The 234-nt window shown below is 46.2% G+C and carries 1 pseudogene; it reads left to right on the top strand.

The annotated features are described in order from the left end of the window. Positions 1 to 53: 53 nt before the first annotated feature. Positions 54 to 234 (top strand): annotated as a pseudogene (locus V0R37_RS23295) (hypothetical protein); the annotation flags it as partial.

The raw sequence follows: 234 nt of genomic DNA, 5'->3' as shown, positions 1-234 counted from the left end.
GCGACATGGAAATATCGGAATCGGTCATAACATCCCTTAAGAAAATACCCGGAATGCTCAATCAGATATTCCGCAACATCATGCAGAAAGGCACGGATTACGACACTCTACCGGGAACGAATAAGCCGACACTCCTTAAGCCAGGTGCAGAAATGTTGAGGATGGCGTTTAACCTGTCATATCGTGCGGAAATAGAGACCGCCATAGAGGATTGGGATAAGGGCGTATTCTATT

The organism is Pollutimonas rozaliensis (assembly GCF_048751585.1).
In the GTDB taxonomy this organism is placed as follows: Bacteria; Pseudomonadota; Gammaproteobacteria; order Burkholderiales; family Burkholderiaceae_B.
This window is presented reverse-complemented; position numbering and strand designations above follow the sequence as displayed.